Origin of the sequence: Stutzerimonas stutzeri (genome assembly GCF_024448895.1) — a bacterium.
Classification (GTDB): Bacteria; Pseudomonadota; Gammaproteobacteria; order Pseudomonadales; family Pseudomonadaceae; genus Stutzerimonas; species Stutzerimonas stutzeri_Q.
In genome coordinates, this window is the sequence record NZ_JAMOIC010000008.1 from 1 (window position 1) to 20,944 (window position 20,944).

Annotated in this window: 17 protein-coding genes and 6 pseudogenes; 4 read left to right on the top strand and 19 right to left on the bottom strand. The window is 60.2% G+C overall.

Annotated features, from left to right (window positions below):
* Position 1 precedes the first annotated feature (1 nt).
* Together NA619_RS11510 and NA619_RS11515 are read left to right on the top strand one after the other, a co-directional pair.
* Positions 2-442 (top strand): annotated as a pseudogene (locus NA619_RS11510) (hypothetical protein); the annotation flags it as partial.
* Between the two features lie 19 nt (positions 443-461).
* Positions 462-673, top strand: a pseudogene (locus tag NA619_RS11515) (transposase domain-containing protein); the annotation flags it as partial.
* Between the two features lie 427 nt (positions 674-1,100).
* Here NA619_RS11515 and NA619_RS11520 read toward each other — a convergent pair.
* The 12 genes and pseudogenes from NA619_RS11520 to NA619_RS11575 all read right to left on the bottom strand — a co-directional run.
* Positions 1,101-1,573 (bottom strand): annotated as a pseudogene (locus NA619_RS11520) (DUF4398 domain-containing protein); the annotation flags it as partial.
* A gap of 44 nt (positions 1,574-1,617) precedes the next feature.
* Entirely contained in the window at positions 1,618-2,010 is a 393-nt protein-coding gene (locus tag NA619_RS11525) for a DUF4398 domain-containing protein (RefSeq protein ID WP_255962015.1), read from the bottom strand.
* A 239-nt stretch (positions 2,011-2,249) separates the two neighbouring features.
* Complete coding sequence (locus tag NA619_RS11530) at positions 2,250-2,375, bottom strand: transposase domain-containing protein (RefSeq protein WP_423836824.1); 126 nt, start codon at positions 2,373-2,375, stop codon at positions 2,250-2,252.
* Between the two features lie 47 nt (positions 2,376-2,422).
* Positions 2,423-2,624 (bottom strand): annotated as a pseudogene (locus tag NA619_RS11535) (transposase); the annotation flags it as partial.
* 75 nt (positions 2,625-2,699) lie between these two features.
* Entirely contained in the window at positions 2,700-3,455 is a 756-nt protein-coding gene (locus tag NA619_RS11540; RefSeq protein WP_255962152.1) for an outer membrane beta-barrel protein, read from the bottom strand.
* Between the two features lie 377 nt (positions 3,456-3,832).
* Positions 3,833-4,858, bottom strand: a complete 1,026-nt coding sequence (locus NA619_RS11545; RefSeq protein ID WP_255962016.1) for a DUF4105 domain-containing protein — start codon at positions 4,856-4,858, stop codon at positions 3,833-3,835.
* Entirely contained in the window at positions 4,855-6,756 is a 1,902-nt protein-coding gene (locus NA619_RS11550; protein WP_255962017.1) for an esterase/lipase family protein, read from the bottom strand. Before NA619_RS11550 ends, NA619_RS11545 begins: the two co-directional genes overlap by 4 nt.
* 165 nt (positions 6,757-6,921) lie before the next feature.
* Positions 6,922-7,092 carry a hypothetical protein gene (locus NA619_RS11555; RefSeq protein WP_042928804.1) on the bottom strand — a complete coding sequence of 57 codons (171 nt, stop codon included), beginning with the start codon at positions 7,090-7,092 and terminating at the stop codon, positions 6,922-6,924.
* Positions 7,093-7,150: 58 nt separating this feature from the next.
* Positions 7,151-8,134 carry a lipid A deacylase LpxR family protein gene (locus NA619_RS11560; RefSeq protein WP_042928803.1) on the bottom strand — a complete coding sequence of 328 codons (984 nt, stop codon included), beginning with the start codon at positions 8,132-8,134 and terminating at the stop codon, positions 7,151-7,153.
* The gene (locus tag NA619_RS11565; protein WP_255962019.1) at positions 8,134-9,576 is read right to left on the bottom strand and encodes an efflux transporter outer membrane subunit; all 1,443 of its coding nucleotides are present in this window, start codon (positions 9,574-9,576) and stop codon (positions 8,134-8,136) included. Before NA619_RS11565 ends, NA619_RS11560 begins: the two co-directional genes overlap by 1 nt.
* Entirely contained in the window at positions 9,573-10,733 is a 1,161-nt protein-coding gene (locus NA619_RS11570) for an HlyD family secretion protein (RefSeq protein WP_255962020.1), read from the bottom strand. Before NA619_RS11570 ends, NA619_RS11565 begins: the two co-directional genes overlap by 4 nt.
* A gap of 3 nt (positions 10,734-10,736) precedes the next feature.
* On the bottom strand, positions 10,737-12,347 hold the full coding sequence (locus NA619_RS11575; protein WP_255962021.1) for an MFS transporter: 1,611 nt from the start codon (positions 12,345-12,347) through the stop codon (positions 10,737-10,739).
* Between the two features lie 157 nt (positions 12,348-12,504).
* On the opposite strand from NA619_RS11575, the gene NA619_RS11580 reads away from it, so the two are divergent.
* Positions 12,505-13,158, top strand: a complete 654-nt coding sequence (locus tag NA619_RS11580; protein WP_044316090.1) for a TetR/AcrR family transcriptional regulator — start codon at positions 12,505-12,507, stop codon at positions 13,156-13,158.
* 112 nt (positions 13,159-13,270) lie between these two features.
* Here NA619_RS11580 and NA619_RS11585 read toward each other — a convergent pair.
* Positions 13,271-14,113 (bottom strand): annotated as a pseudogene (locus tag NA619_RS11585) (helix-turn-helix transcriptional regulator).
* A gap of 297 nt (positions 14,114-14,410) precedes the next feature.
* On the opposite strand from NA619_RS11585, the pseudogene NA619_RS11590 reads away from it, so the two are divergent.
* A pseudogene (locus NA619_RS11590) lies at positions 14,411-14,564 on the top strand (IS3 family transposase); the annotation flags it as partial.
* Positions 14,565-15,021: 457 nt separating this feature from the next.
* Here the strand turns inward: NA619_RS11590 and NA619_RS11595 are convergent.
* Genes NA619_RS11595 through NA619_RS11620 form a run of 6 tightly spaced genes read right to left on the bottom strand, consistent with a single transcriptional unit; the run spans position 15,022 to position 20,922 of the window.
* Positions 15,022-15,768, bottom strand: a complete 747-nt coding sequence (locus NA619_RS11595) for an alpha/beta fold hydrolase (protein WP_255962022.1) — start codon at positions 15,766-15,768, stop codon at positions 15,022-15,024.
* A complete protein-coding gene (locus NA619_RS11600; RefSeq protein ID WP_255962023.1) occupies positions 15,765-16,688 on the bottom strand; it encodes a cache domain-containing protein in 924 nt (307 codons plus the stop codon). Before NA619_RS11600 ends, NA619_RS11595 begins: the two co-directional genes overlap by 4 nt.
* A 43-nt stretch (positions 16,689-16,731) precedes the next feature.
* A complete protein-coding gene (locus NA619_RS11605; protein ID WP_255962153.1) occupies positions 16,732-17,856 on the bottom strand; it encodes an acyl-CoA dehydrogenase family protein in 1,125 nt (374 codons plus the stop codon).
* A gap of 44 nt (positions 17,857-17,900) precedes the next feature.
* Positions 17,901-18,701, bottom strand: a complete 801-nt coding sequence (locus tag NA619_RS11610; RefSeq protein ID WP_255962024.1) for a crotonase/enoyl-CoA hydratase family protein — start codon at positions 18,699-18,701, stop codon at positions 17,901-17,903.
* Positions 18,698-19,771, bottom strand: coding sequence for an acyl-CoA dehydrogenase family protein (locus NA619_RS11615; RefSeq protein WP_255962026.1), 1,074 nt, complete (start codon positions 19,769-19,771; stop codon positions 18,698-18,700). Before NA619_RS11615 ends, NA619_RS11610 begins: the two co-directional genes overlap by 4 nt.
* Before the next feature lie 2 nt (positions 19,772-19,773).
* Positions 19,774-20,922 carry an acyl-CoA dehydrogenase family protein gene (locus NA619_RS11620; RefSeq protein WP_255962027.1) on the bottom strand — a complete coding sequence of 383 codons (1,149 nt, stop codon included), beginning with the start codon at positions 20,920-20,922 and terminating at the stop codon, positions 19,774-19,776.
* Positions 20,923-20,944 lie beyond the last annotated feature (22 nt).

Sequence of the window (20,944 nt, forward strand, 5' to 3'; positions counted from 1 at the left end):
AATGCCTGCAACCCGGTGCAACCGTCTGCAGCTTTGCCATCAGCCACGGCATCAACGCCAACGTCAATGCAAGTGGCTACCGCTTTATCGAGATCTACTACCCGCTCCTTTGCCGGCTTTCGTGCCAGTGAGGGCTGCGCCCGCCCGGCCAGCTGAAGCATCGGTGACTATTGAGTTACCGCTTGGCGAGCAATCGGTCACGGTGAAATGGCCAACCCCCGATCCTGAACGCTGCGCCCGTTTTGTCCGTCCATGGGCTCGGCCAGTGATTCGCATTGATAGCGTCTGGATTGCCACCGAGCCGATGGCCATACGCGCCGGCACCAAGATCGCGTTGGCCCGTGTAGTGGCGGTATTCGGTGCGGCGAAGCCGCACTGCACCTATCTCTTTGCCAATCGCCGCGCCGACCGCATGAATGTTCTGGTGCATGACTGCGTAGGGATCTGGCTGGCGCGCGGCGGTCGAGAACCAGATCCGGCCGTAGGCACTTGGGCGCTCGAACTGGCGGTTTGCCGGGTCACTGCGCAGCAGCAAACGAGCGGAGGCAATCATGAGCCTGATCCAGTCGGCGCGGATAAATGGGCATGATCCGTACGCCTACCTGAAGGACGTACTTACGCGGCTGCCAACGCAGCGGGTGAGTGAGAAAGCCAATTGCTGCCGCATAAATAGATCCAGGCCTGAATCATGCAAGGTGAGTCCGGCATACGCTTACGCTACAGGCGCGCCGTGACGGTCTCCTATATTCGCCACCCTCACGATGATGAGCGGGCGAGACGTGCCGGTGTCGCGGCAGATCCGAATGCAGAGAGCCCGCTTTGGCGTCGGTGCTATGGTGAGAGCGCTGAGATGACCAATCGAGACCGTGGATGCGGTCTAAACTGAGATATGTCCGCACCCAGCAGGCAGCTATCGAGTAAGTCCGGCGTCACAGCGGCCATTACGATCATGCTTTCAGTCATTTATCCAAGGATTATCGTAACCGGCCCTCTATCGGACCAGGCTACTTGTAACCCCCCCCAGCCTTCAGGTTTCCGTATTTTCTGGTTCAGAACCTGGCGCACTTCTGGGTTCCACCCACGCCGGCAGCCTTAAGTTACGCCTTGTTCAAATCGAACAGCACGTCCAAAGGTGACCCAGCGTGCCACGCGCGGTCTGTTAAGCTTACAGATCCTGCTGCAACTTGCGGATCTCGTCCTGCTGACGCTTGAGTTGCTGCTCACGCGATTCGAGTTGGGCTTCAGCTCGCTTGGCTGACGCCTTCTCGATTTCCTGCTCGGCGGTGCGTAGGGCTATAGTCTGTTCGGCAAGCTCGATACGACGCTTGGCCAAATAGGCCAGCTGATCCACCTTTTCCTCGTCTGCGTCACCCATATAGGCTGTGTTGGCCATATCCAGTATTTTGCCAGCATCTTCGGTTTCAAGCGCGGCGAGCTCGCTCGAACGCGCATCGGCTTGCAGCTGCGAATATTGCGCGCGCGCTTGCTCGAGGTTCTGGTTGGGTTGAGAAGAACAGGCTGCCAAGCCGATGGTCATGGCCAGCACGGTAGAAAGGGGCAAAAGTTTATTCATAGCGAATCATCCTGCATTAAAGGCGTTGGGGTTGAACGTGGTGATCACTGGCCGCGCATGCTTTCTTCACGCAACTCCTGGATCCCCTGGTTGGCATCCTCTACGGCCTTCTTCGCCTTGGCTGCCTGGGCCTTGCGCTCGGCAACGCGAGCGTCCCACTCGGCTTGTTCGGCCAGTTTGCGCGCTTCGTCGTAATTTTCCTGTTGCATGGCCAGTTCGGCTTGCTTCCATTTTTCCCTCGCGGCACGCATTTCGACCGCTGCGTACTCGGTACCGCCGGCGCTTACGGCGCTAAGAACTGCAGATTCGGTTACAGCGAATTGTTCGTTCGGCGGATTTCCGGCACAACCAACCAGCAGCAGACCTCCCAGCGCAACAGTCGCCAGCCTGGAAAAATGGGCTCGCGATAGCGGGCGTTCGATGGTGTTCATTTTCATTGACCAGTCTCCAGTAAGATAGGGAAATGGAGTCCAAAAGTAAGGATTGTGGAAATCCTGGATTTTTCCTACAACGAGCGCCTTTTCACCTTCAGGCGATAGGCGATAGGCGATAGGCTGGGAGTAACTCTTTCAATTGCGAAGGATGTCCATGACATTCGACAGTTGATAACGCTCCTTGGGCAACCAGGAAGCGGAGTCACAATCCCCAATGGTAAGCGTCCAACCCACCTTGTGCCTTACACCGAACTTCGCAGCAGCAGCAGCTCATCGAGCCGGCTGTGCGGCCAGGTGTGCAGTTTTTCCAAGGTTTCCTTGAGCCAGGCATCGGGGTTCAGGCCGTTGAGCTTAGCGGTGAGCAGCATGCTGTAGATCACCGCCGCATGCCGGCCGCCTCGTACGAATCCAATGACATCTGGTTTATTGCCAACATGCGTTGTAATTCGCGGATCCGCTTCATCGCATCGCCAGCCCCGAAGCGGCACCACAGCCTCGCCGGCACTGACTGCCGACAGGCTGCCGTACTGGTAGAACTTGCGCCAGTGCAACAACTGGTTGGGGCTGATGCCACTACGCCGAGCCACGAAGGAAACGCTTTGTCCCGGCTTAAGGCTCGACAGTGCCGCTCGATAAACCGTGAAATCGGATCAAGCCACGTTCAAGCGTTGCCTCATCCCAGCGCAACGGCGTCAGAATGCCAAGCCGAGTTTGAAGCCGATCTCGTCGTTTTTCAGTTCGGTGTCTCCGGCTACATCATAGGCGTCATCGAGTTCATAGCGCGTTTGGGTGTAATAGACCGAGGCCATGACCGGCAAGCCGCGGTATCCTTGGTTCCACAGGAAACTCAGCTCCGCGTATGGGTGGGCGCGATCTTCCAGGTCGACCGTATCACCGCCAACGTCATCCACGTCCAGTTTCGTCTCGCCATCGATGGTATAGCGAGCCCCCGCCTCGAAGCGCATCGTAGTGCTGCTGAACTTGTGGTTGTAACCGACCGCGGCTTTGGCGAATGGGCCTTTGGTGGTCAACTCCACGTCGGAGCTTCCATCGGGCTCGAAGCGCGACCAGGCATAACCGCCGCCGACGATGACATCGACGTAGTTGTCTCCCTGCAGCGCCGCCCGAAGTCCCAGATCAACATCGAACTGGCCTTCCAGCAATTCGCTATCATCCTTCTCGCCGTATTTTGCGGCCACGCCGGCCTCATAGACCAACCCGCTTTCGCCCGTCATCTTGTTGCCGAAACTATAGAAGAGCCCACCCTTGGGAAGATTTTCGTCCTCTCCATCGATCGGGTCTATGTCCGACTCCAGCTCGTATTCATTGTAGCTCCCGGATATACCGAATGTGGAAATAGGGTCCGAAGGCGTAGCCGCTACAGCACAAAATGGAACGGATAGAACCCCGATTACAGAGGCGTTCAAAAATAGGTTACTGGTCCGCATTGCCATTTGATCACCCTCTCTCTTCATGGTTGGATTGTAACTAATGGCTTGGAATCTCCATAACCTGCAAAGTTCGAAATATTAGACGCGAGACTCTAATATTTTCAAACTCATCAATATGTACCGACATATGTATTAAAGAATGTAAAAACGTATTGGTTAATTGGCTTTGCGCACCTCATCTCAATGAAGTAAATGCACCGGAAATTGTTCGGCCCGATGCAATCCAGCTATGAGCACAGTGTCAACGATCGCCTGAGTGCAATTGCGGAGCAGATGCTTGCGGCAAGCCACCATTGATAGTTCGGTCATTCAGCAGCGCTACGCCCCGCGCATCAATGCCAGTCGAGTTCGGCAACGCCGCCGCAACGCAACAATCACTGAGTCGATACGGTTTCTCCAGCCGTCTCTTCCCAGCCGGGCACACCACGACGGATCAATTGGGAAAACTGCGGATGATCACCGGCCTGCCGGGCCCGCTCGGTTATTCTCCCACGCCGTTGCAGTTCCTCTAGGCCGAGGTTTGCCTTGAGGCCGGCGACATCCCGTACGTAACCTGGCAAATAACCCGTCAGCAGCAATCGATAATCCATCGGCAACCCCTGGGCGATCTGACGCATCATCTCGAAGACGATGGTGGTGCAGTTGGCGGTAATGGTGTTGTAGAAACGAGGTTCTTCCTGCAACTGATTTGTCTGCTGGATGTAGGACAGGAAGAGCGCCCGCATCGCCTCTTCGGACATATTTACCCGATACAGATAGACATCTTCGTTGCGAACGTTGGTGCGCACCCGCAACGCGTCTCGCTCGTCGGCGGCAACGATGCTCAGTTCGAACTGTTTGAAGAAGCCGCCAATTTCCGAATAGCTTTCGCCACGCTCTTTGCGGATTTCCACCGTGAATACCACGAACTGGCCATCATCGAAGCCGAACGAGACCAGAACGTGAGCGATGGCCGGCATCCCCCAGTAAGAGGTCGCCAAATCGACCGACGTCAGCTGATCCAGATCGTAGCGGCGGGTTTCCCAACGTGGGTCATAGTCCTCGTCGCTGCGCCAGTCGAAATTGCGCACGTTGTGCAAGGTTACCTGACTGCCCTCCGCACGTCCGTGGGTCATTCCCATCAGATCATCGGTCCAGACCCGATGGTTCGAGGGCTCTAGGGAGTTCCACCAAACCTGCAACAGCGCGAACAGCGACAGGTAGCCGCAAATCGCAATCCAGGGCCGAAGCCGCCAGAGCGCGATGAGCAGCGCCGAGGCGAGGATGCACCACAGGGCTATCGACGCGCTCTTGCCCGCAGCCATCATCGGCAACTGATACCACAGCGCCATGCCCCCCCAGGCTGTCGCCAGCAGCATTGCCAGCGAAGCCAGCACCTGCAGGAAAACACGCAGGGTCATGGTACCGGTCCCGCGAACCGGTCGCCGTCGGACTCGTGCAGATGAACGTGCAGAATGCGGCGGATTTCCATGATGGCCTCGGGCGTCTCCTGCACGCTGTGGCCGAAAGGAATCACGATTTCCGACTCTGCCGCGGCCAGATGGGCACTGGAATACGGCACCACACCATCGCTGGAATCCAGCAGTGACAACGCGGGGGTGTAGTTGCCGATGATCGAGTGGTAGCGCACCGCAGGCGAGATGGGCAGGTCGGCGCTCAGCCTGACAAAGGGGTCGTTGCTGCTGAGATTGTCGATGCTGTTGAGTGGCCGGGTCAACACCTCGGCATTGGCCGAGCCCGGGACGATCAGCAATTGCGCAACATCGGTGATCCGCCCAAGCACCGAGGCCGGCAGCTTGACGAGGCCAGCGGCCCAGCGGGAAATGCGGTTCTCGGCGAATGGCGTGCCGCGGTGCGGGGCCGCGACGAAGATCGCGCGGCTGACATCGGGCAAGGGCTCGAACCTCACATAGGGGCCGACCTCCTTCTGCACCCGCTCGAGCCTACGCCCCTGAAGCGGATACCTCTCAAGCAGGGCGTCCCACAGACGATCTCCGGAAGACGACAGCATCAACCGCGACAGCACCCCACCCATGCTATGCCCGATTACCACCATATCCCGAGAGGCCTGGGCCGTTCCGCTCGGATCGAAGTGCTCAAGGGTCTGCTCAAGGGCCGTACGGATCGCCTTGTTGTTGAATGCCAGCGGGGCGTTTGTCGGGTAATAGACTTGCCAGATCTGGTAGTTTTGCCGCAGGGCTTCGTCGCCCAGCACCTCGTTGGCGACATTGATCCAGGCTTCCGGACTGCTGGCCAGGCCATGCAGCATGATGATGATGCGGCGGTTCGGATCGTAGGGCTGCATCAGATAGACGTGTGGCTTTTCCAGTACCTCGCCCTTGCCCACTAGTGTCAGCAATGACTGGGAGGCAAATCCCGAACGAGCCAGCCAGAGCCCGTAGCCAGAGGTGAAGCTAGCCGCCAGTGGGATCTCTCGCCCGGCCATCGTGATGCTGTCCTGGCGAAATGGGTCGTAGCCGACGATATGCACCCTTTGCGTGCTCAGAACCTCGTCCAGGGTCGCTCCTGGAAAACTCGCCACTGCAGTGACGGCCGGGAACGGCGTCTCGCTCCAGGCCAGCTCCGCACTGTCCTTTCTCACCACTCTGCGGTCAGTCATGGCGACCAGTTCTGCTCCCAACCCGTCCCGCCGATACTGGTTACGCAAGCCCTTAAAGGAAAGCGAAGCCGCTGGAATCAGCGCCTCCGGCAGGTCCCGGCCGCCAGCCAGACGGACATCGCCCACCGTACCCTGAATCTGCCAGCGGCCGCTATGCAGCACGAAGTTGCCCTGGCCTTCGCCAGCCTGTGGCGGGTTGCCTTGATAGCGCGCAAAGAGCCCAGTCAACGCCTTTTGCACGGAGAAGTTGTAATAGTCGCGCACCTGGGTCTGCCTATCGTCCAGGGCCCTCTGCCCCACCGTGCGCTCGGTCATGAACAGGTAAGCGTAAGCGTGCCGGGCGCTTTCCAGGTAAGCATCCAGCATGGCGTCGGTCTGCGCATCGGTCTGCGCCGATCGATCCAGCCGCAACGCTTCCTGCAGCCAGAGTTCGGCCAATACCGACAGCCGTTGCTCGTCGCCCAGCGCTTTCGACTCGCCCAGCGTTCGAAGGCAGACGGCAGCGGCTGCCTTGCATTCGTCCTGGCCGATGCCGACCACCTGCAGCGCGGTCCCCACCGAAGAGCTGAGTTGCCCTGTGCTCAGCACATCCCCGCGGCGCAGGGAGATGTAGTCCCTGGTTTCGAGGGCGGACACCTTGACCCCGGCGCAACCGCTCAGCATCAGCAGCAGAAGCACGAGGAACGCTCCCCGCCGGAGGATGGAGCCATATAACTGTCCGCGGAGCGGAGCTGGTTGACGATTCAAACTGAGGAACTCGAATGCGAAAAAGGAAGCGGCCACCGGCACTCGCAGTACCGGCGCCATGCATGGCTTTTTCGGCCGCCAAGAATACGGAGCCTGTCACGCACCGCCGAAAGTGATGTACATCTTGTATCCCAGCACCGAAAACACACCGACGACGCCCAGTCCGATCAATGCAACCCCCCAGTTCCTCTCGCGCGCGGCGAACCCGACAGTCATCGTCAGGAACGCCACCAGCAGTATGGAAATCATTACATTCAATTCATCCATTTCCAGTTTCTTCCTGTTGAGATGGTTTGCTTGGGCCGCGCAGAGCCCCTCGTCAGCATTACAACCAGGTCGAGAGCGTGATCGAGCCGAACTGGTCGTGCTCCTGTTGTCCCTCGAACTCGCGGGTGCGCCAGACGCTGGCGAACGCCAGTTGCCAGCGGCTCCAGGTCAGCACGCCGCCGAGCGTGGCGTCGCCGACCCATTCGCGGCGATCCACCGAATGGCTGTCCTCGAAGGTGTTGCCGTCGAGGAGCATGTTCTGCGCCATGTAGCGTCCCTCGAGATTGGCGAAGCCGTACCAACCGAACCCGCTGCCCGCGTGGAAGAACTGGTTGCCGCTTTGCCCAGGAGTGACCGAAGGAATGCTGAAGCTACGCTGCAGGTTCTGCCCGAGCCGCGCCCCCAGGCCTGTCGATGCGTAGGTGTACAGATTGCCGAGCGAGAAGCCCAGGCTGGGGCCGTATTCCAGCTCCAGCCCGCCCATGCGCTTCTGCAGCCACCAGCGGTGCTGATAGGCCAGATTGACGAAGGGCTCGTTCTCCAATTGATGTTCCCAGCCGTTGGGCTCGTCGCTGCCGGTGGCCTTGTGCACGGCGCGCTGCAATCGCTTGCCGCCCGCAGCCGGGCCGACGATGCCGACGTCAAGGTGCAATTCCTCGGCCGAACGCCAGCCCTCGTGCGGGGTGTCGGAGAACATCGACACCCCGGCGAACATCAGTCCCGCATACGGACGGTCGTCCTCGATCAGTCCATTGTTTTCGATTTCCTCAGGGGTATAGATCTGATGGCCAAAGCGATAGGCGACATTGTCCACCGCACTGCCCGACCAGCCCGGCAGGAGATCTGCGAGACTACGGCTCCAGTGATCCTGTTCGGGCTCGAAGCCCCAGATTACTTCCAGCCCGTTGCTGTAATGACCATCGCTTCCCGAGGAGATGATGTCGTTTTCCGCCTTGATCGACAGCGTATCGGCTTCTGCCGCGGCACAAGCGACCAGCAGCATGACCAGCAGGCCTGGCCGGAGTTGGGTGCGGTATTTCATCAATGATCCCTCTTAATATGTTTCAAAGGAACGGGGTGCTCCTCGCTCGCGTGGATCGCATCCGCCTGCCAGCCCCCCCCCAGCGCCTGGTAGAGGTTGATCAGGTTGCCGATGCGGTTTTCTTCGATCTGGATCACCGCCAGTTCGGTGTTGAACAGGTTGCGCTGGGCGTCGAGTTCTTCGAGGTAGGAGGAGTAGCCACCGCGGTAGCGGTCGCGGGCGATTTCCAGCGACCGCGCCAGAATCTCGCGCCGCGCCTCGACGCGCTCTGCCTGGGCGGCGAACTGGTGGATGCCGGAAAGGGCGCTCTCTACTTCGCTGAAGGCGTTCAGCGCAGAGGCTCGATAACGGTAAGCGGCCTGATCGCGCTGAGCGGTAGCGATCGCAACCCCCGCTTCCAGCCGTCGGCCATTGAACAAAGGCGCCAGTACGCTGCCGCCCAGCCCCCAGACCCGCTCTGGATCGTAGTCCAGCGCGTTGACGAACAACTGGCCGATGTTCGCGGAAAGCTGAACCTGCGGCAGAAAACGATCACGCTCGGCGTCGAGGCTGAGATCGCTCGCGGCCAACAGCAGTTCGGCCTGACGGATGTCGGGCCGGCGCCGCAACAGCTCCGACGGCAGAGCCGCGGGCACTGCTGGGAGGGCGATGGTGTCGAAATGGCTGCCGCGCGTGACCGCACCGGGCAGCGTGCCGGTCAGCAGACGGATGGCATTCTCCTGCTGGCGGATCGCCTGTTCCAGTTCGGGAATAAGTTGTGCGGCGGCCTCGTATTCAGACTGCGCCTGGGTCAGCTCCAGTTGCGAGGTGTAGCCGAGGCTCGCCCGGTCGCCGGCGATGCGCAGAGCCTCCTGGCGGGATTCGGCGGTCTGGCGGGTCACCTGCAACTGGTAGTCCAGCGATAGCAGTGAGATGTAGGCCCTGGCCAGGGTGCTGACCACCGCGAGGCGCACCGCGTCGTGATCCGCTTCGCTGGCCTGGTAACCCAGCTCGGCCGCTTCCCGCAGCTTGCCCAGACGGCCCCAGACATCTACCTCGTAGGATACCTGCAACTCCGGCTGAAAGGCCGTGGTGTGCTGGATTCCCGACGTGCCGAGATCACGGACGCGCTGCCCGCCAATCACGGCATCGACCCTGGGCAGCAGGGACGAGCGCGCCAGCCGAACCTGCTCGCGCGCCTCGTCGACCCGGGACATCGCCGTGAGGATGTCGGTGTTCGAGGCCAGTGCGGTTTCGATCAGGCGGTTCAGTTGCGGATCGGCGAAACCCTGCCACCAGCGCAGTTGGATGGCCGACCTGGCTGCCGTGCCGTCGCGCCAGGCACCCGGCACCTCGACCTGCGCCGCCGGCGGTATCGCCTGCCGAGCCGGCGCGCAAGCGGTCAGGGCCATGGCCAGCAGCAGGGGGGACAACGCCCGGCTGACCCTGTCGGGCCGCGTCATTGCACGCCCTCCTCGTCATCGGCGCTGGTATCGACATGGACGACCACCGAGAGGCCCGGACGCAGGCGCTCGGCCAGCGGCTGCTCGGCATCGATGGCGATGCGCACCGGCAGCCGCTGAACCACCTTGGTGAAGTTGCCGGTGGCGTTGTCGGGCGCCAGCACGCTGAACTCCGAACCGGTGGCAGGCGCCAGCCGCTCGACCCGTCCGCTGAGCGAGGCGCCGTCCAGCGCATCGATGTCGAAGGTGACCGGCTGGCCTACGCGCATGTGGTAGATCTGGGTTTCCTTGTAATTGGCGATGATCCAGAGTTGCTGCGGAACCAGGTAGAGCAGTTGCGAACCCGCCGAGACGTACTGTCCGAGGCGCACCGTGACCTGGCTGACCTGGCCGCCTCTCGGCGCCTTGATCAGGGTGTTGGCGAGATCGATTTCGGCCAGGCGCAGGGACGCTTCGGCCAGCGCAACCTGGGCCTGGAGCCCGCCCTTGGAGACGCCGGTGGCCTTGAGGCTTTCCTCGGCGATCTGGATCGCGGCTTCCGAGCGCTTCACATTGGCGGCGGCCGAGCGCGCGGTGGCGCGAATCTGGTCGCGCTCGCGAACCGAAACTGAGCCCCGCTCGGACAGCTCGTTGACGCGCAGTTCATCGGCCCGCGCACGGTCAAACTCAGCTTTCGCCGCGCCGATTTCGGCGCGTCGGGAAGCCAGCGTCGCCTGATCGGAGGCCTGCGTCTGCACCACGTTATCCAGTTCGAATTGGCGCGCGGCCAGCTCCGCCCTGGCCTGCGCCACCTTCTGCCGATAGATGCGGTCGTCGATCCGGATCAGCGCCTGTCCCTGCTCCACCGTTTGGAAATCCTCGACCAGGACTTCAGAGACATAGCCGTTGACCTGCGGTGCCAGCACGGTGATCTGGCCCCGGACATAGGCGTTTTCCGTGGTGACGATGCCGCTGGTAAACGGCGGCAGCCGCCAGGCGTAGAGTATTGCGAGAATCCCGACCAGGGCGACGCCCAGCATCAGAACCACGGTGCGGGCCCTGGGCCTGATCGTCTTCGGCGGCTCGCTCTCGACCGGCCCGGCATCGGCCGGCGCGGCGGATTCCTCCACGGCCGGGGTAGCGGGCAGATCTTCGCGGGGCTTCTTTTCGTCGGTCATGGCTCAGGTATCTTGGATATCGGTAGGGGGAGTCACGCTGGCCAGGCTCTCGCGCTTCTTTTGCCGGGCCGCGCGCAGAATGTGGAAGAGCGACCAGCTCAGTACGCTGATGGCCACCAGCCCGATCAGGCGGAACACATCATTGAAGGCCAGCACGTTGGCTTCGCGGCGCACCACCTGGCTCAACTGTGCGGAACCCTGCGCCTGCCTCAGCAGCGGATCGCTAATCAGCGGCGCATAGAGTTGCCCCTGCAGTTGCAGGCGCTGCGCCACGATCGGGTCGGCCGGGTTGATCTGTTCGGTCAGATAACTGGAGTGGGTCTTCTCACGCACCACCTGGAAGGTGCCGAATACCGCGGGGCCGGCGAGACCGCCGAGGCTCTGGGTAATCGAGAACAGCACGGCGAAGCTCACCAGATAATTCGGCCCGTTCTTCAGCGCCTTCATGACCCCCGTCAACATCAGCGGCCCCATGAACAGGCCGCCGGCGAAGGACAGCATGCCCTGGCTGAGAAACATGTCGTGGGGGCGGGTCAGGTTGGTGGCATCGGTATCCAGAAAGCTGCCCGTCGCGATCAATACGATGGACAGGACGATCTGCGCGACGATGGTTCTGGGGCCGAAGGTCAGCGCACTGACGACGATGCCGAGCACCAGGCCGATCAGCATCACGGTATAGAGCCCCCGCAACTGATCGGCCCCCATGCCGAGCGTCTGCAGCAACCCGACCGCGCCGTAGTTCTGCTCTGCCAGGACGAAGCGCAGGGCGATCGCGCCGACGGCGAAACGCAGGGTGTCGGCCATACCCAGCCAGCGCGTCTGCACCAGCGGATGTTTCCGATGATGCTCGATCGTCAGGGCGGCGATCATCAGCACCAGCCCGGCGATCAGCGCATAGGCGATCCAGGGCTGCTCGAACCACCACTGCACCCGCCCCTGGGCCAGCACGGCGGCGAACAGCGCCAGCGCCGGAGCGATGAGGAGGAACGTGAGAAAATCCAGCGGTTCGAATGCCTTGATGTGTTCGCCCGGCGGCAGCTTGAGCACCACCACCGCCGCCAGCGAGCACAGCGCGAGGCCCGCCTCCAATACGTACAGGCGATGCCACTCCCCCAAATCCAGCAAGGCCGGGGACAGCAGCCAGGCCAGCGGCGTCGCCAGTTGGGATATGCCGATGCCGATGATCAGCCCCTTGGGCATGTCGGCCTTGCGAAACGCCTGCAGCATGTAGAGCACGGCCAGGGTGCTGACCGTGGCACCGGCGAAACCGCTGACCGCCCGAACGAATACGGCCATGCCGAAGCCTTCGACGAAGATATGAGTAACGGTCACGAGCGCGTAGATCGTCAGGCCGATCTCCGCGAAACGGCGCAATCCGTATTGCTGCCGAAACTTGATCAGCAGGAGATTAGTGGAAACGTTGACCATCAGGTAGGCGGCGGGCAGCCAGGCGCCCTGCTCGGGCGTCAGCCCCAGCTCCCCCTGGATGGCGGCGAGATTGGCGCTAAACAACGCATTGCCCAGGCCGCCGGTGATGCCAACCAGCATGGCGACGAGCGCATAGGCGAGCCTGACCGGATTGCTGTGCAATGGCGTCGACGGCGAACCCGGCATAGATGGTCGCTCGTGAGGCTCCCAATTCGGATTGGGCTTCAAATACTGGGGCTGGGCCATGCGAGTCGATCTGGGATGAAGCTGCGCATGTTACTTAACTAGAAGTTTCTGTCTAGTATTACTGCACTCTTCGCTGCGTTCCGCTAGCATTCAGGCCATGACCCCAGAACTAGCGCCCACCACGCGTCCATCTGTGAAAGCAGGCCGGACGCCCCGCAAGCCACAGCAGGACCGTGGACACGAGCGTGTCGCCGCCATTCTGGATGCCTGCGCGAAGGTGTTGCAGCGCGATGGCGAAGCGGGCCTGACGATGCATCGTCTCGCCAAGGAGTCGGGCACCTCCATTGGCTCGCTCTATCACTTCTTCCCCGACAAGCACAGCGTCCTCGCCGCCCTCAATCAGCGTCACACCGACGCGCTGTGTACCATCACCAAGCGACTGGAGCAGATCGACGATCACGTCTGGAAGCGCCTTTCTACAGCGCAGATGGTGGAACGGCTCATCGTTCCCTTTCTTGAATACATTGCTCGTCACCGGGATATCCAGTTGCTGCTCAGCCCGACCCTAGGCGATCGGCAGCTTCATTCGCCAGCGCTTCGCGCCGCAGTGCGTTCCATCTACGAAAAGGTTCTCCACATGAGGTTGCCCGACGCAAGTGCCGAAGATTTGCGCGCCTATAGTGCGGTTCTGTTATCCATACCATCCGGGATGTTCCATTCGGCTCCTGAGACGAACGAAAGCCTGGAGCGGATCTGGCTACAGGAGATTCCGCGCGCCCTGATTGGCTATCTCAATGCGCTTGGGGACTGAAGCGAGAGCATCATTTCATCAGCAGAGGAAAGACGCTGCAGATTCAGCGCGGACAGTCTCCTAGCACCTCGATCGCTCGCGGGGCCCGGTCATTGGGGGAGCGGCTCATTCCTCATACTGCTGACGTCGACCAGCTATTATTGAACTTCCGGATCGCGGCTTGCCCTCCCCTCGCCGCGTAATAAATCAGCCGCAGGTCACGGTCGACGTTGATCGTCAGGGACGTATGGTCGAAGACGACCGGGCCAACCTCGGGAACGCTCAGATACCGACCCCCTGACAAGGGCCGTGGATATCCTGCTGGCGCCACCAGGCCCTAAGTCGGTATCAATCTTTTCCAGAGCCTTGACCAGGGTGCCGATGTCCGGATCGAGCGGAGCCCTGACGAAGTCGCGGCGAAAGCTCGACAGGATCTGCAGCGCCTGATCCTGCCAGGGATCGAACAGGGCGCGCATCGAAGGCGCGGTAAACAGCAGCCAGAGCAGGTTGCGGTGCTCGGCCGGAAAGCTCGAGAAACCAAGCAGGCGATCCGCCGCAGCATTCCACGCCAGAACGTCCCACCGCAGGTTCAGCACGTAGGCCGGGCAACGGCAGATCGGCCATCAACCGATGCACCAGGGGCGGAACCACGCACCAGGTCTTGCCGGCTCTGGCGGCAGACGCTGATGGGCCAGCAGAAACAGATGGCGACCTTCTGTCGCATCGAGCTTGAGCGTCCGGGCCAGGTTCTCGAGAAACGTCACCGATACACCGATATCCCTCCCTGCTCAAGCCAGGTGTACCTGGACAACCCTACCCCTGCGAGCGCGGCCACCCTCTTCGCGTCGAAGGCCCAGTGTACGGCGCCTGCCGCCCGACGGCAGGCCAACCTCCTCAGCCGTAATGCGTTCACGGCGGCTGCGCAGGAAGTTCGCAAGCTCGGTGCGGTTTCGTTCGAACTGCGTGGCGCGGTCATCCGGTGACCTCAGTAACTCGATAACGCCGCACTTGGGCTGGCGAACGTCACGCAATACCCATTGCAGAGCGCTCAATCATGGGTTAAGCGGGCTGATCGATAGGAGACAAACGGATGTGACATTATTGCTTCGCGACAGCTGGTCATAGATGTCGCCCAACCAGTCCCGCACTTCCACGACACTGATCCCCATCTGTGACCAGCGCCCCTGGCCCAAGCCCCACGACAATGACCAGCAACCGGTCGATTGTCTAATGCAGCAACGACTATTGGAGGTGTTTCACGGTGACCCGATGGCGCACCGACCAAGGCTGAGTTTACCGGCAAGTCACTCGATCAACGGTCTAATCAGCGCGACAGAAAGCGAGAGCTAATTCAGCCCGGCAAGCTCATACAGAATGCGTTTATCGACTACGTCAATGGCAAGCTCCGGCATAAGTGCCTGAGCGAAGCTTAGTTCGATCCTAGCCGAGGGCTCAGCATCACTACGCCATACCACTCGACTTCCAGCGCTAGGAACGTGTTTGCTCGCCATGTGCGAGCTACTAGAAAAGCAGGCCTGAAAGGGACACTACTGGAGGTAATGCATAAAAGCATGGGTGCCCGTTCGAACATTCAACACCCGCCGTTATCTCAACGGACGTATGCGCTTGCTGGCCTACCTGAGACGAAGTGACAAAAAAGCAGAAAGTGCTAAATATCGCAATACGCAAAATTTTCATGGCTCATGCCCCTTTTTATTCTGTGCGTGGGTGAATGTCCAAGTCTCAAGATAGGCTTTAGCAGGCCCTAGCGCCACTACCACTCGGAGCTTTTTAGGCGTTATCAGCACAAGGGTATAACTAATGCCGCTGCTCTAGCGGGTCACGGCTAAGCGGGACCAGCGAAAACGATCACTAAGCCCACAATCAGGATCGTCGACTAATCATCCATTCCGCCAGCGTAGCGCCCAGTAGTTCAGGGTCAGTTACAAACGGTTCATGTGGCGTATCAATTTCGATGAGGTCCTCACAGCCTAATCTTTCAGCGAACTTGCGCTGCCATGCGGGCGGCAAAATGCCATCCCTGGCTGTCAGGATGTAAACCGAAGGTACGGCGTTTGCGTAGCCTTCTCGGGCCGCCGGCTGGGTGGCTATTGCAGGAGGCGTAACGTCGGCGGCTGCTTCCCCCAGCAACCAGGTAAGCTGCGCGTCGCTCATGTCAGCACCAAACATTGCTTTCTGCATGTCAACTGGCGCGGTAGTAACAGGATTCAGCGGCCAGCCAACCTCTTCCGGGTTCTGGCCATGCAAGGACGATCCGAGCAGCTCCATGATCGATTGACCTTCGGCCGGTACCGCCGTTGCGAGGTAGACAAGCCGCGAGTAGAGCGACTGGTCCTCAGTGGCCATCATTGGCAACAGAACACCTGCAATCGAGTGGCCGAGCAGCACGGCGTCGCGAACATTCGCAGCTCTCAGCTCGTCGTTGAGTTCCTTGATGATGTCGCCAAAGGTCAGCGTCGATACATCCCGGCCACGCTTCGTGCCGCAACCTGGCATATCAAGACAGATGACCCGCTCGAACAACGCCTCGCGCTGCTTGATCGCGTCGACAAAAAACTTCCAGCACCAAGACCCGTGCTGCCCGCCGTGAAGCAATACCAGATCGGTCATCGGTCCGCCCCCTCTGCCATCCTGGCCTCGCGTCGGCCGTCTGCCTGTCGATCCAGCTTCATCGACTTTTCATACGAACCTACCGCGACGGCATAGTGATCAACCTTTTCCAAAAAGGTCTTCTTGTACTCGGTTTGGCCGGTTACAGGGTTGCGCCATATATAGGAGACTTCCCCGGTATCGCCCTGCGCCATCGCCTGCAGCATCCGTTTGCCTATCGGCTGGCCGTCGGCGGAACGTAACGCCTGGAAGTCGGTGCCTACCAAGCGTCGTATGAAGCCATGGGCAATAAACTTCTTGGTGTTCAAATCAACGACGAATGCGTAGAGGTCATCCTGGCTCAGCGCCTTGTCTTGCTTGTTGATTCGGCCAAAGACCGTCTTCGGATCAGCTGCTACTTCGTTGGCGACTTTTTTAAGCAGTTCCTTTGCCGCTTCACTGCTGGAGCGAGGCATGTAGTAGCCGACCGAAATGATGCGGTCGCCAACTCGCTGGTAGAAAACCTTTTTGCGTTCGACCTTGCCATGCTGCCAGTTCCACCAACGGTAATCCGCGCTGCGCACCGTGCCGTCTTCGGGCTCCTTCAATGCGGCTTCGAACGCAGCCTTCAGGTCTTCATCCAGAACATTGGTGACCTGCTTGCCGATCAGCGTTGCGGAAGGGCCACCACTGGCGAGCATCACCCCGGAGGTATCGACAACATAGATGTAGAGCTCACCATCGATGTAATCGCCTTGTCGGCTGAACTTGGCCAACGCTTTGTCGCCTTCCGCCTGGTAAGCCGTCACGGATTTGCCCAACAGCGCCTTGGCGCGTTCGGCCTCAGCGCTGTAGTCGTCCGCCTGACTGACGGGCTGGGCAACGCTCAGCAACGAAACCGCACTCAGGCACAAAGCAAGAAAGACTCGATAGAAGCCCATGGGTGTCATTCTCCTAGGTCCCGCTGGCTGGCATTTGGAAATGTCACAAAGCGCGGCCAATAATTTCTTTCATGATTTCCGAGGTACCGCCATATATACGCGCCACTCGGGCATCGACCCAGGCACGGCTAATCTTGTATTCGCTCATGAATCCATAGCCGCCATGAAGCTGAAGGAACTCATCGAGCAATTTGCCCTGCATTTCGGAACCCAGCAGTTTCGCCATGGCTGCGACGTCAGGTGCAAGCTCGCCACGCATGACCTTTTCCAAACAATCATCAACGAATACACGCAGCATGGTCGCCTGCGCCTTGGCCTCCGCCAGTTTGAAGCGTGTGTTCTGGAAATCCAACACCGGCTTGCCGAACACTTTGCGCTCGCGCGTGTAGTCAATGGTTTCTTGCAGCAGCGTATCGATTGACTGCGCTGCGCGAATCGCGATGATCAGCCGCTCCCAGGCAAGTTGATGGGTGAGGTACTTGAAGCCCTTGCCCTCCTCGCCCAAGCGATTACCTGCCGGCACGCGCACTTCATCGAAGAACAACTCGGCGGTGTCTTGTCCTTTGAGACCGATCTTTTCCAACCGACGCCCTTTGGAAAACCCCTCGCGCTCTTCTTCGATACAGATCAGCGTCAGCTCTTTAGCGGCTGGATCGAGCTTGGTTGCCGTAACAATCAACCCGGCATTGCTGCCGTTGGTAATGAAGGTTTTCTGTCCGGAAACGATGTAGTCATCGCCATCACGTCGGGCCAGTGTGCGCATCGAACGCAGATCGCTGCCGATGCCCGGTTCGCTCATGGCGATTACGCCGATCAGCTCACCGCTGACCATGCGCGGAAGCCACTTGTGCTTCTGCTCTTCACTGCCATAAGCGACGATGTAGGGCGCGACGATTTCCGAATGAGTGGTAAACCCGACGGCGGTCGCATTGGCCCGCGCAAGCTCCTCGATCATTACGGCGGAGTGGCCGAAGTCGCCACCGGATCCACCGTATTCTTCAGGCACGGTCGAACAGAGCAACCCCAATTCGCCGGCCTTGAGCCAGACCTCCTTGGGCACGATGCCGTTCTTTTCCCACTCATGCAGGTTCGGTACGATTTCGCGATCAACGAAACGCCGGGCCATTTCGCGGAACATATTGTGATCTTCGCGGAAAACTCCACGCATCATTACTACTCCTAAATTCTTCGTTGCTTCTGCACAGGCGCTAATTATCGATCCAGGTAGTCAGGGTTACGCTTCTCGACGAAGGCAGCCACCGCTTCATGATGATCCTCTGTGTGATGCGCCAAGGATTGGTACGCCGCGGATAGCTCCAGCAATGAGTCGAGTCGCATATGCTGGCCTTCGCGCAATAGGCGCTTGCACAGCCGTAGCGCATGCCCAGGATTGGCGGCGATCCGCTGAGCCAACGCCTGCGCTTCCGCCTGCAGCGTTTCATGTGTGCAGACTTGCTCCACCAAACCCCACTCCAATGCCTTCGCAGCATTGATGGTGTCGCCGGTGAACGCCATCAGGCTGGCCTTGGGGATTCCGATGATTCGCGGCAGCAACCAGGCGCCGCCATCTCCCGGAACGATGCCAAGGCGCACGAAGCTCTCAGCAAACAGCGCCGAGCTCGCAGCCAGACGGATGTCGCACATACAGGCCAAATCGAGGCCCGCACCGATCGCCGGGCCGTTGACCGCAGCGATTATGGGAATGTCTAGCTCATACAACGCGATCGGGATCCTTTGAATACCGTCACGATAGGTGTTGCGCAGCTCATACGGCGAACCGGCAAAGATACCCGCGCGGTCGCGCATGTCCTTGACGTTGCCACCGGCGCAGAATGCACTGCCATTACCGGTCAACACCATTACCCGCGCCGTGCGGTCGCTGCGCAACTGAGCACAGAGATCGACGAACTCCTGAATCTGTTCGGGGGAAGTCAATGCATTGCGGGTTTCGGGATGGTTCATGCGAACGGTGACGATGCCGCCATCACGCTCGATTTGCAGGAATGTACTCATAGTGGTTTCTCCGCAAGGGTTGAGAGCGACTGGCTGGCATGGCCAGTGATCAGCGGCCAATAGCCTCCACTACCTGATGAGAAGACCAGCTGGCCGATGCGCTGGCTCCAGACGCTGGCCGAGCCGAACTCGCTGCGCCAGGCCCACAGCCGGCGGGAAAACAGATGCAGCGAATATTCCTGGGTAAAGCCGATGGCACCGTGCACCGAATGGGCAATGCCTGCGCCAGCGCTGGCCGCCTCGGCACAGCTGACCTTCGCAGCCGCAATGGTCAGCCCCGCAAGTGCGGCATCCGACTCAGCAAAGGCTGCCTCGGCAGCGACGTTCGCGGCTGCCGTCTGTTCGGCGAATACCGCAAGCTGCTGTTGAATGGCCTGGAATGCACCAATTGGCCGCCCGAACTGTGAGCGCTCAGTGGCGTAGCTCGATGTCATATCCAGCAGCGTATGCAAAGCACCAGCAATCTGCGCCGAGCGCAGCATGGCGCCACCCAAAAGCAGCACATCGGCGGACAGCTCGCCAGGCAACGGAGCGCAAGCCAATACATGAGCATTGTCGAAATGCAGGGAGTCGCGAGGCTCTCCCGCGACGTTCAAGCTAAGCGTCTGACCGGCCGCGCTGGCTACCGACAGCAGCACGACGCTGGGCGTCTCGCTAGTCGCATCGGCTACAGCGACCAGCGTCTCGACATGACGACCCCACGGCACGTCCCGCACGGTGCCGTGTACCACCCCTCCATTCAGACTCAGCTGCGCATTGGCTGAAAAACTGATGGCCGCGGTCCTCGGCTCAAGCCCGGCCTTACCCAGCAACCAGTTGGCCAATAGCGCTTCGCCCAGCGGCACAGGCGCGGCGTACCGTCCAGCAGCGCGTGCCAAGACATACACATCACCCCATCCCGCTTGTGCTCCGCCAAGGGATTCTGGAACAGCAGCCAGCGCAAACCCGGACTCTTCCACCGCTGCCCAAAGCTGCGCAGGCCACTCGCCGCCTTCGCAGCCTTGTACGTATTCAAGTGTCGCCAGATCAGCGAGCAGGCGCTCGATAGTCGATTCGAATAGTTCTCGCATGATTATCGCAACCCCAATCCGCGCGCGATGATCCCGCGCAGGATTTCGCGGGTGCCTCCGCGCAGTGAGAAAGACGGTGCCATTTGAGTCAGGTAGGCAAGAACCTGCGCGTGTTCGCTACCGCCGTTCTGACAAGGCTCAGCTTCGAGCAGCAATTGGGCGATCTCGGGTATTTCCTGTTCGAACTGGTTACCCAGGTCTTTCACGCATGACGCAGCCCAGGCTGGATGTTCGCCGGCAGCCAATTGTGAGGTCACTGCCAGCGACATGTTGCGCAACGTCAGCAGCTTCGCGGTCAGTCGCCCAATTTCGCGGCTTTGCAAAGCGTCCGGCGCTGTGCCCATCCCGGCGATCAACGTTTTGAGCAGCTCTATACAGCTGAGAAAACGCTCCGGGCCGCTGCGCTCGAAAGCCAATTCGGCCGTTACCTGGTCCCAGCCTTTGCCCTCGGTCCCAATCAGCGCGTCTGCATCGAGTTGCACATTGTCGAAGAACACCTCATTGAAATGCTCGCCGCCAGCAAGATCGCGGATTGGCCGAATGGTGATGCCCGGCAACTTAAGATCGACAATGAACTGCGACATGCCTTCGTGACGCGCCGCTTGTCTTTCACCGGTGCGCACCAAGGCGATCATGTAGTGCGAGTGCTGCGCGTTGGTCGTCCAGACCTTTTGCCCATTGAGCAGCCAGCCGGCGTCATTACGCACAGCTGAAGTCTTGATCGAAGCGAGATCGGAGCCGGAGTTCGGTTCGCTCATGCCGATGCAGAAATAACTCTCACCACAGCAAATCGATGGCAGATAGCGCGCTCTCTGCGCCTCGGTGCCGAATCGGTTGATCAGCGGTCCGCTCTGCCGGTCAGCAATCCAATGCGCCGAAACCGGCGCGCCGGCTGCGAGCAACTCTTCGATGATCACGTAACGCGCAAACGGACCTGCCGCGGCGCCGCCATACTGCTCGGGCAACGCCATGCCAACCCAGCCCTGGGCGCCTAGCTTGCGACTGAAGGCAGCATCGAAACCCATCCAGGACTGCGCTCTGGCTGTCGCCGGATAGTCGGCAAGATTGCTTTTTAGAAACTCCCGCACCTCAGCCCGAAGGGACTCGGCCTCGGCGGGAATTTTGCTGTAACTGAACTGAGTGATAGACATGTGCACGCTCATCAACTGGGCG